This is a genomic window from Kitasatospora sp. NPDC087315 (assembly GCF_044744345.1).
In the GTDB taxonomy this organism is placed as follows: domain Bacteria; phylum Actinomycetota; class Actinomycetes; order Streptomycetales; family Streptomycetaceae; genus Kitasatospora.
Genome location: NZ_JBIUYD010000029.1, coordinates 102876 through 111698, shown reverse-complemented (window position 1 = coordinate 111698; position 8823 = coordinate 102876). Strand labels below are relative to the sequence as shown.

Genomic DNA, 8823 nt, shown 5'->3' with positions numbered 1-8823 from the left:
GAGTTGCCTACGCGTCACACACAGCGTCCTACCGGATTCCGCCTTCGGGTGGGCACGGAACCGCAATATTGATCACGACATCACACAGGCCCTAGGGCCTGTCGTCAGACTCCCGTCTGCGCGTCGACGCTCCCCCAGCCTCCGGCCGGGAGGTGCCCCCACCGCAGTGGCTTCCTCCTCCGCCTTGCGATGCACGCACCCCAACGCCGTCACGCCCGCCCTCCGGGCGGACGACGGGAGTCCGACGACAGGCCCCAGGGCTTCTCCGCCGATCCCCGGGGCCGGACACACCCGGTCGGCGGCGAGTCGCGAACCCGCCGGCCGACCGGGCTCACCACCGGCCGGTACTGGTTCGCTACCGCCGCCCAGTCAGCGTGGCGCCCACACTCGCGGCCACCACGCACCCGATCCCGGCCAGCTGCGGTGCGCCGAGCAACTGGCCCAGCACCACGAGGCCGACCAGGGCGCTGACCGCCGGCTCCAGGCTCACCAGCACGCTGAACACCCGTTGCGGCATCCGCCGCAGCGCCGTCATCTCCAGCGCGTACGGGATCACCGGCAGCAGCAGCGACACCCCGGCCACCGCGAGCAGCAGCATCAGCGGTGAGGCGCCGGGGGCGGTCAGCCCGTCCCAGGCCTGGCCGAGTCCGAACGGTGCCAGCGTCAGCGCGCCGACCGTCATCGACACCGCCAGGCCCTGGAAACCCTGGAACGCGGCGCCGACCTTGTCCGTGAACAGGATGTACGCGGCGTAGCAGGCGGCCGCGCCGAAGGCGTACAGCAGGCCGACCGGGTCGAGCGACGAGCCGCCGTCGCCCTCGCCGAGCAGCGTCAGCAGCACCACCCCGCCGGCTGCCAGCAGCGCCCAGAGCAGGTGGCTGGCGCGGCGGGCGAAGACCAGCGCGACCGCGAGCGGGCCGAGGAACTCGATGGTCGCGGCGGTGCCCATCGGCAGCCGGTCGATCGCCCCGGCGAAGAGCAGCGTCATCCCGGCGGACGCCATCCCGAGCAGGCCGGCCGCCGCGAGGTCGCGCGGACGGCGCCCGCGCAGCCGGGGCCGGGTGGCGATCAGCAGGATGACCGCAGCGAAGCTCAGCCGCAGGAAGGTCGTACCGCTGACCCCGAGCGGGCCGAACAGCGGCTTGGACAGCGCGATGCCGAGCTGCACCAGGAACATCGCGGCCAGACAGAAGAGCGGCGCCGGGATTCGCTCCGGGCGCCGCATCAGCTTCGAGAACCGCCGGTCGGTCCGGCCGGGTCGGGTGCCTGGGGGCGGTTCGGCGCCGGGCGCCCCGCCTCGTCGCCAGCTACCGCGCTCGCCGGCGGGCTCGCCCTTGGGGGCGGGCGGCATGGCAAGGGCCTCGGCGACGGCGGCGGCCGACGTCGGGGCGACGGTTTCGCTGGGGTTGGGCGTGGGCATGCTGGCGAGTTTGCCGTAAGGAGTGATGAAGGGGCAAGCTCGTTACCTGAATCCGGACGGATGCGGACGGGTGCGCCCGAAAGGGTGAGCTTCGGCGGCACGGGCGGCGCGGCAGTGGCAACCGTTCGACGGTCCGTCAGTATCAAGGCGGGGTGCGCTATCTCCGTTCCGCGGCCCTTGTCGTCGTGTCCCTCGCCCTGCTGCTCGCCACCGACGGAGCGGGCGTGAACGCCGACACGACCGCCCTGGCCGCCGCCGCCCCCCGGATCCGGGCCACCGTGCTGCCCGATTGGGCCGGCCCGCCCGCCCTCCGGGCCCGCGACCTCTACACCGGCGCCGCCTTCGACGCCTGCACCGCACCCCCGCTCGACACCCTCCGGGCCTGGCGCGGCACCTCCCCGTACGGCGCGGTCGGCATCTACACCAGCGGCGGCCAGCGCGGCTGCGACCAGCCGAGGCTCACCGCCGACTGGGTCCGCCAGGTACGGGCGATGGGCTGGCGGTTCATCCCCGTCCACGTGGGGCTGCAGGCGCCGTGCAGCGGACTCAGCCGCAAGCCCCGGCGGATCGACCCGAACCGGGCCGTGCAGCAGGGCCGGGACGAGGCGGCCGAGGCGGTCCGCGGCCTGAGCACCGTCGGGCTGGGCGAGGGCAGCCCGGTCTTCCTCGACATCGAGGCGTACCCGGCGCGGGACCCGGGCTGCGGTCAGGCCGTCGTCGACTTCACCCTCGGCTGGACCCAGACCCTGCACGCGGCCGGCTACCGCTCCGGCTTCTACTCCAGCCTCGACTCAGGCATCGCCGACCTCGCCGCCGCCGCGCGGGCCGGCAGCTCCCCGCTGCCCGACTCGCTCTGGTACGCCCGCTGGGACGACCGCGCCGACACCGTCGGGGGCGGTCCCCTCGGCGCCGAACTCTGGACCGACCACCAGCGCGTGCACCAGTACCACGGCAACATCGAGGAGACCTACGGCGGCGCGACGCTCACCGTCGACCGCAACCACGTCGACACCCCCCTCGCGGGCTGACGGGGCGGTTCCCCGGCCCCCCCGCCGAGCCGCCCGGCGGCGCCCACCCGGGCTCAGCCTGCGGCCGGGCGCCGCCGCCACTCGCCGCTCCCGAGCGGCGACCAGCCCCGTCCGGCACAGTCCCGGCAGGTCTCCGGGATGTGGCCGGTCCCCGTCCGGTCTCCCCGGATCCCCATCCGGGCCCGGGTCTGCACCCCGTTCGAACAGTTGGGACACGGCACCCGGAACCTGGCCGGCTCCCGCTTCACCTGGCGGTCGTCGTGGCTGTCGCTCATGCCATGCAGTATCGCGCGCGGGCCCGTCCGGGACCGGCGCCGACCGCCATTGTCAGCCGTGAGTGCTACAACCTCTGTCCAGGGAAGCGGAAACCGAGGAGGACCACATGGGTACCTGGGACAGCGGCAACTTCGACAACGACACGGCGGCCGACCACCTCTCCGGGGTCACCGCGCGCCTCATCGGCGAGATCGAGCAGGCCATGGCCGGTGACCAGGTCGAGCTGGAGCCCGACGAGTACTGGGGCGTGGCCGTCCCCTGCAACCTCGAACTGCTCCACCTGATCGCCTCCCAGCACTACGTCGGTGCCGAACTTCCCCCGGCCGACGTCGTCGAGGCCTGGAAGGAGGCCTTCCTGTCCGTCTGGGAGCGCTCCATAGACGACCTGGACCCGTCACCCGGCCACAAGGAGGAACGCCGCGCCGTCCTCCTCCGCACCTTCGACGACCTCGCGGCCCTCGCCCGCTCCCGGGGCTGATCCCCGGGGCCGGGAACAGGGACGAATCCGTGATCCGTGCAACGGGCCCGGGCTACTGACATCCGCCCTGCCGAGAGGCACAATCGGGCTCGTCCGCGCGCCTTACCGCCCAGTAGCCCCCGGTAGCCGCGCAGTCGCAGCCGCAGTGCCGCCCGGTCAAGGAGGACCCGTGTTCAGCACGATGCAGGACGTACCGCTCACCGTCGCCAGGATCCTCGAGCACGGGGCCACCATCCACGGGCGGTCGACCGTCACCACCTGGGACGGCACGGGGCCGGTGGTCCGGACGTACGCCGAGGTCGGGGCGCGGGCCGCCCGGCTCGCGCACGCGCTGCGGGACGAGCTCGGGGTGACCGGGGACGACCGGGTCGCGACGCTGATGTGGAACAACGCCGAGCACCTGGAGGCCTACCTCGCGGTGCCGGCGATGGGCGCGGTGCTGCACACGCTCAACCTGCGGCTGCCGGCACACCAGTTGTCGTTCATCGTCAACCACGCCGCCGACCGCGTGATCATCGTCAACGGCAGCGTGCTCCCGCTGCTCGCCGCCGTCCTCCCGGACCTCGACCCGACGCTCCGGCACATCGTGGTCAGCGGCCCCGGCGACCGGTCCGTCCTGGACGGCTTCGCGGGCACCGTGCACGACTACGAGGAGCTGATCGCCGACCGGCCCGCCGAGTACCCCTGGCAGAGCGACATCGACGAGCGCCAGGCCGCCGTGCTCTGCTACACCTCCGGCACCACCGGGGACCCGAAGGGCGTGCTCTACAGCCACCGGTCGGTCTACCTGCACTGTCTCCAGGTCAACACCGGGGACAACTTCGCCTTCACCCCGCGCGACATCGCGCTGCCGGTCGTCCCGATGTTCCACGTCAACGCCTGGGGCATCCCGCACGCCGCGTTCATGTCCGGCGCCGGCCTGCTCATGCCGGACCGTTTCCTCCAGCCGAAGCCGATGGCGGAGATGATCGCCCGGGTGCGGCCCACCGTCAGCGCGGCCGTGCCCACCATCTGGAGCGGTCTGCTGGACGAGCTCGACGCGGGCGACCACGACACCTCCAGCCTGCGCATGGTGGTCATCGGCGGCAGCGCCTGCCCGCCGTCGCTGATGCGGGGCTTCGAGGAGCGCCACGGCATCCGGGTCCTGCACGCCTGGGGCATGACCGAGACCTCGCCGCTCGGCTCCTTCGCCCAGCCTCCGGGGGGCCTCACCCCGGAGGAGGAGTGGCCGTACCGCGTCACCCAGGGCATCTTCCCGGCCTCCGTCGAGGCCCGGCTGATCGGCCCGGGCGGCGAGCGGATGCCGCACGACGGCGTCTCGGCCGGCGAGCTGGAGGTGCGCGGACCGTGGATCGCCGGGGCGTACTACGGCGGCGCGGGCCACGACCCGCAGCGTCCGGACGACAAGTTCTCCGAGGACGGCTGGCTGCGCACCGGTGACGTCGGCACCATCACCGCCGACGGCTACCTCACCCTCACCGACCGCGCCAAGGACGTGATCAAGTCCGGTGGCGAGTGGATCTCCTCGCAGGACCTGGAGAACCAGCTGATGGCCCACCCGCAGGTCGCCGAGGCCGCGGTGGTCGCCGTCCCGGACGAGAAGTGGGGCGAGCGCCCGCTGGCCACCGTCGTGCTGCGCCCGGGCGCCACGGTCGGGCTGAAGGAACTGCGCGCCTTCCTGGCCGGGCGGATCGCCTCCTGGCAGCTGCCGGAGCGCTGGGTGATCGTCGACGCGGTGCCGAAGACCTCGGTCGGCAAGTTCGACAAGAAGGTGATCCGCGCCAGCTACGCGGCCGACGAACTGGACGTCACGCTCCTCGGCAAGGAGTAGACCGGGGCGCGACGAGGGCCGGCCACCCACGGCGGGTGGCCGGCCCTCTCGCGTCGTCCGGGTCAGCCGGCGGCCGCGACGCCCGTCTCGCCCATGGCACCGATCCGTCCGAGCAGGTCGACGATCCGCGACTGCACGTCCGCGCTGGTCGAGCGCTCGGCGAGGAACAGCACCGTCTCGCCGGTGCGCAGCCGGGGCAGCTCACGCGGGTCGAGGTCGACCGAGGTGTAGACCACCAGCGGGGTGCGGTGCAGCCGGTCGTTGGTGCGCAGCCAGTCCAGCAGACCGATTCGGCGGCGGCGGATCTGGAACAGGTCCATCACCACCAGGTTCGGCTGGACGCTGCTCGCCCGGGCGACGGCGTCGTTCTCGTCCACCGCGTGCTCGACGTGCATGCCGCGCCGCTCCAGGCTGCTGATCATGGCGGCGGCGATGTCCGGATCGCCCTCGACCAGCAGGACCCGCGGGGCGTGGTTCTCCCCGTCGCGGGGGGCGAGTGCGCGCAGCAGGACGGCCGGGTCGGCGCCGTACGCGGCATCCCGGGTGGCCTGGCCGAGGCCGGCGGTGACCAGCACCGGGACCCGGCTGTTCAGCGCGGCGGTGCGCAGCGACTGCAGCGCGGTCCGGGTGATCGGGCCGGTCAGCGGGTCGACGAAGAGCGCGGCGGGGAAGCCGGAGACCTGGGCGTCCACCTCCTCGCGGGAGCGGACGATCACCGGGCGGTAGCCGCGTTCCTGGAGAGCCTGCTTGGTGGCCGGGTCGGGCTCGGGCCAGACCAGCAACCGGCGCGGGCCGCCGTCCCCGGCGGGGGTCGCCATCGACGGGTGCTCGACCGAGTCCTGGCCGGCGGCCGGCAGCTCGGCCATCGGACGCGGTGCCGTCCGGGCCTCCGGCGCGGCGGGCGGCTGCGGCGCGCCGCCGGTCGGGACCGGCCCGGCGGACGGTGTGACGGCGGACGACGGCAGGGCGGCCGGGGGCAGCGCGGCCGGCGGGAACGCCTCACCCGGGCCGCCGGGCGTGCCGGCCTCGCCCGGAGCGCCGAGCGGGCGCGGCGGCGCGAGCTCGGCGAGGCCGGTGCCGACCGGCCGCGGGCCGTCGGTCCGGTCCGGCGCGCCGGGGCCGTCGCCACCGGAGCCGTTCCCGCCGGGGGCGGGCAGCGCGGGCCGGGCGGGCTCCAGCTCGGCGGACGTGCCGGAGGTGCCGGAGGTGACCCGGGCGTCCGGGCCCGGGCCGGGCGGGACGGCCAGCCGGCGCCGACGGCCGGTCGGCGCGGCGCCGGTCGGTTCGCTCGGTGCGGGCGTGGGCGCGGGCCCGGCCGGGAGGGCGTGCTCCAGACCGGGGTAGACCGGGAAGCCGGTGTCGGGGACGCCCGGCAGGGCGAATCCGTCGGCGGACTCCTCGTTGGCGGGCAGCGCCCGGCGCCGCCCGGAGGGCTTGGACTCCGGCTCGGCCGGGGCCTGACCGGACGGCCGGCCCGTGCTCGGGCCGGCCTCCCGGCCGGCGGCCGCGCCGCGGTCGCCGAAGGCCTCGGCGGGGGTCTCGGTCCCACCCGCCGGCGTGCTCGTGGCGGGCTCCGGAGCGGACCCGGTGCCCGGCCCGAGCGCGAACGGGCCGCGCGGGCCCGTCGGCGCGGCCTGGCCGCCCCGGCCGCCCGGGTGCTCGCCGCCGACCGGCACCGCGTACGCCGTACCGGCCCGGCCGTCGTCCTTGCCCCATGGGTCGCGCTGCGCGGTGTCCGGGCCGCCCAGGCCCTGCCGGCCGTATGCGGGGTCGTTGCCGGTGCCGTTCCACTGCTCGGGAACGGCCCGCTCGACCCGCGCCGGGGCGTTCGGCCACTGGTCGGGGTCGGCCGGTACGGCCGGGGGCGCGGCCTCCTCGGCCGCGGCCCGGCCACGGCGTCCGCGCCGTTCGGCCGCGGGCTCCTCGGCGGACTTCTCGGCGGACTTCTCGTCGGGGCTCTGCTCCCGGTCCTTCCCCTTCCCCTGGCCCTGGTCCGGGCGGGGCGCCTTCTCGCCGGGCGCCGCCTCGGCGTCGTCCTCGGCCCCCTGCGCGGTGGGCAGCTGCGGGATGCCCGGCAGGTCGGGCAGCACGGCGCTGTCGCTCTCCTTGGGGCGGTCCGAGCGCCCCTCGGCGCCCGCGCGCTCGGCGGCGGCCTTGGCCGCGGCCGGGTCCAGCGGCAGCTCGACCACATAGGTGGTGCCGGCCTTGCCGGGCAGCTCGTGCGGCTGGAGCACACCGCCGTGGCGCTCGACCACGGCCCGGGCTATCGGCAGGTGGACGGGGCTGCCGCCGCGTCCGGGGCCGCGGATCTCCACCCGGGCGACCTCGCCGCGCTGGGCGGCCGCGAGCACCACCATGGGCGCGTCTCCGCCGCCGGGGGGCAGCGCGGGCGCGCCGGGGGCGGCCAGGCCGGGGGAGGAGGTCTCGGGGGTGGCGTCCAGCGAGAGTCCGACCCCGCTGACGTCGGCGACCAGGTGGGCCAGTGCCTGGGCGAGCCGCTGTTCGTCGGCGATCACCTCGACGGCGGCCGCGTGCACGGAGAACCGGACCCGGCCCGCGCCGACCAGCTCGCCCGCCTGCTCGACGGCCCGCCGGACGACCTTGTCCAGGGCGACCGGCACCCGCTCGGCGGTCTTCTTCCCGCCCTTGTCGTCGCCGGCCCGGCCGTCCTCGGCGGAGCCGGGTGCGCCGGACCCGCCGTCGCCGCCGGCCTCGGAACGCTGGTGGGCGAGCACGCCGTCGATCAGCTTGCCGAACCGGCGGCACTCGTCGGCGAGCCGGCGCAGTGTCCAGTTGGCCTCGGGCCAGAGCTGGCCGGCCGGGTCGGTGGCCAGCGCGTCGATCCGCCGGTGCAGCGCGGTCAGGGCGCCGCCCAGCTCGCCCTCCAGGACGGCGGTGAGGTGCTCGTTGCGGGCGACCAGGGCCAGCTCACGGCTGCGGTCGGTGAAGGTCATCACCGCGCCGACCAGCTGGTCGCCGTCCCGGACGGGGGCGGTGGTGAGGTCGACGGTGACCGGCCGGCCGTCCTTGCGCCACAGCACGGTGCCGCGCACCCGGTGCTTGCGCCCGGAGGTCAGGGTGTCCAGCAGTGCGGACTCCTCCAGCGTCAGCGGCGTGCCGTCGGCCCGGGAGTGCTGGATCAGCGGGTGCAGCTCGCGCCCGCCCAGCTCGCTCGCCCGGTACTCCAGGATGTGCGCGGCGGCCGGGTTGACCAGGACGCAGCGGCCTTCGAGGTCCACGCCGAGCACGCCCTCGGCGGCGGCCCGCAGGATCATCTCGGTCTGCTTGTGCTGGCGGCGCAGCTCCGCCTCGACGCCGAGGCGGCTGGAGAGGTCGCGGACCAGCAGCAGGAGCAGGTCGCTCGCGGAGGAGCGCTCGCGGTACGGGTCGTACGGGACGAGCGGGGTGAGCGCGTAGCCGCGGCTGTCCCCGGCGCCGTCGTCGGCGAAGTCGTTGCCGGAGACCTCGACCGGGAAGGTCGTGCCGTCGGTGCGGCGGGCGGTCATCCGGACCGGCCGGTCGAGGGCGTCGTCCTCGCGGGGCGCCGGCCGCATCGAGCCGGGGATCCGGCTGGGGTCGAACTCGGGCAGGAGGTCCAGCACGCCCATGCCGACCAGCGAGGTGCCGGGGGTCTGGAGTGCGTGGACCGCCGCGTTGTTGGCGTCGACAACGGTGCCGTTGCTGTTCACCAGCAGCAACGCGTCTGGCAGGGCGTCGAGTATGGCGGCGAGGCGAGCAGCGCCTCGGATCGGCCTGCTGCTCACGTCGACAGGTCTCCTCGGCTCAGGGC

At 75.4% G+C, this 8823-nt stretch carries 6 protein-coding genes; 3 read left to right on the top strand and 3 right to left on the bottom strand.

The annotated features are described in order from the left end of the window. Positions 1-355 precede the first annotated feature (355 nt). Complete coding sequence (locus tag ACIO5D_RS32795) at positions 356-1420, bottom strand: EamA family transporter (RefSeq protein WP_400799648.1); 1065 nt, start codon at positions 1418-1420, stop codon at positions 356-358. Between the two features lie 152 nt (positions 1421-1572). Between ACIO5D_RS32795 and ACIO5D_RS32790 the strand changes: the two genes are divergently transcribed. Then, positions 1573-2448, top strand: coding sequence for a DUF1906 domain-containing protein (locus ACIO5D_RS32790; protein ID WP_400799646.1), 876 nt, complete (start codon positions 1573-1575; stop codon positions 2446-2448). Between the two features lie 53 nt (positions 2449-2501). Here ACIO5D_RS32790 and ACIO5D_RS32785 read toward each other — a convergent pair whose 3' ends face one another. Further along, positions 2502-2723 (bottom strand): hypothetical protein, encoded by a 222-nt coding sequence (locus tag ACIO5D_RS32785; RefSeq protein ID WP_363603900.1) that lies wholly within the window; start codon positions 2721-2723, stop codon positions 2502-2504. A 107-nt stretch (positions 2724-2830) separates the two neighbouring features. Between ACIO5D_RS32785 and ACIO5D_RS32780 the strand changes: the two genes are divergently transcribed. Both ACIO5D_RS32780 and ACIO5D_RS32775 read left to right on the top strand, forming a co-directional pair. After that, complete coding sequence (locus ACIO5D_RS32780) at positions 2831-3202, top strand: DUF4259 domain-containing protein (protein WP_400799643.1); 372 nt, start codon at positions 2831-2833, stop codon at positions 3200-3202. Positions 3203-3371: 169 nt separating this feature from the next. Beyond that, positions 3372-5033, top strand: a complete 1662-nt coding sequence (locus tag ACIO5D_RS32775) for a long-chain fatty acid--CoA ligase (RefSeq protein WP_363603903.1) — start codon at positions 3372-3374, stop codon at positions 5031-5033. A 62-nt stretch (positions 5034-5095) separates the two neighbouring features. Here ACIO5D_RS32775 and ACIO5D_RS32770 read toward each other — a convergent pair whose 3' ends face one another. Then, positions 5096-8797 (bottom strand): PAS domain-containing protein, encoded by a 3702-nt coding sequence (locus ACIO5D_RS32770; protein WP_400799640.1) that lies wholly within the window; start codon positions 8795-8797, stop codon positions 5096-5098. Positions 8798-8823 lie beyond the last annotated feature (26 nt).